Annotated in this window: 1 protein-coding gene; it reads left to right on the top strand. The window is 75.1% G+C overall.

Going from position 1 to position 1,774, the window contains the following annotated elements:
* Positions 1-304: 304 nt before the first annotated feature.
* Positions 305-1,774 (top strand): class III lanthionine synthetase LanKC (gene lanKC / locus KS423_RS44940; RefSeq protein ID WP_224285432.1); only part of this gene is annotated, 1,470 nt, incomplete at its 3' end.

The raw sequence follows: 1,774 nt of genomic DNA, 5'->3' as shown, positions 1-1,774 counted from the left end.
AGCAGCCCGCCGCACCGCTGCCCGCCCTCGACCGTGCCCCGGTCGCGGCCGCGGCCGCCCGCCCCCGGCGCTGACCGGACCGCCGACGCGGTCCACCCCGACCGTCGGGAGCCCCTGGCAGGAAGGTGGCGGATCCGACCCGTCGACCCTGCGCACACCGGCTGGCAAGGTCGGAAGCAGCCCGCAACCGGCGGGATCCACTGCACCCGGGGGGCTCCCTTGACGACGACATCCGACAGCCGGGCGGCCACCGGGACCGGCGCGGACACGTACCGGCCGCGGACCGCGGGCTGAGGCGGGCACCGTGGACGACCGCTACGAGCGCCACTGCCTCGCCGACCCGCTGTTCTACGACGAACCCGCCCGCGCCGAGCACCCGGACGACCGGTTCGCCGCCGCCTCCGCCCCGCTGCCGCCGGGCTGGCTGCGGGGCGAGCACGGCCCCTGGGTGCACGTGCGACCGCCCCACGCGCAGCTGCCCGAGCAGGGCTGGAAGGTGCACGTCTCGGCCACCCCGGACGAGGCCGAGCGGGTGATCGACCAGGTCCTGGCGTACTGCCTGGAGCACGAGCTGACCTGGAAATTCCTGCGCGGCCGGGCCACCGTGCAGATGGCGAACGGCAAGTACGCCGACCGCCGCTCCAGCGGCAAGCTGATCACGCTCTACCCGGAGGACGACGCCCGGCTGGCGCAGGTGCTCGACGAGCTGTCCACCCTGCTCAAGGGCGTCCCCGGCCCGTACGTGCTGAGCGACCTGCGCTACCGGGAGGGGCCGCTCTACCTGCGCTACGGCTCGTACGTCCAGCGCTACTGCACCGACGAAAAGGGCCAGCGGGTGCCGGCCATGAACGGGCCGGACGGCGAGCCGGTGCCGGACGTCCGGGGCACGGTCTTCGCGGTGCCGGACTGGGCGCCGGTGCCGGAGGTCGTCGCGGCCCAACTGGCCGCCGACGCCGAGCGGGAGGCCGAGAGCACGACCGAGTTCCCGTTCGAGGTCACCAAGGCGCTGCACTTCTCCAACGGCGGCGGCGTCTACCGGGCCACCGACCAGCGCAACGGCCGCGAGGTGGTGCTGCGCGAGGCCCGCCCGCACGCCGGCCTCGACTACGCCGGCCGGGACGCGGTGGAGCGGCTGCTGAGCGAGCGCCGGGTGCTGGAGGCCCTGGCCGGGCTGGACTTCGTGCCCGCGCTGTACGAACACCGGCAGGTCTGGGAGCACCACTACCTGGTCGAGGAGTACATCGAGGGCGAGCGGCTGGAGGAGGTCTTCACCCGCACCTGCCCGCTCGCCCACCCCGACCCGGACGAGGCCGAGCTGGCCGAGTACACCAGCTGGGCGCTCGACGTGATCGACCAGGTCACCGCCATGCTGGCGGCGCTCCACGAGCGCGGGCTGGTCTTCGCCGACCTCCACCCCAACAACGTGCTGATCCGGCCGGACGGGCGCTGCGCCCTGGTCGACTTCGAGATCACCTTCCCGGCCGACGACGCCACCGCGCCCCCGCTGGGCGCGCCGGGCTTCGTCTCCCCCACGGCCCGGCGCGGCACGGCGGTGGACGCGTACGCCCTGGCCGCGCTGCGGCTCTACCTCTTCCTGCCGGTGAACAACCTGCTCGCACTGGACTCCGGCAAGGCCGAACTGGCCGGCCGGGAGATCTCCGCGCGCTACCCCGTGGACCCCGGCTTCGGGGCCGAGGTCGCCGAGGAGCTGCACCGGGCGGCCGGTGGGCGGCTGCCGCGGGGCGCCACCGAGCGCCGGCCGGACGCCGCGGAC

It is taken from the genome of Streptomyces sp. LS1784 (assembly GCF_020103755.1).
GTDB lineage: Bacteria > Actinomycetota > Actinomycetes > Streptomycetales > Streptomycetaceae > Kitasatospora.
This window is presented reverse-complemented; position numbering and strand designations above follow the sequence as displayed.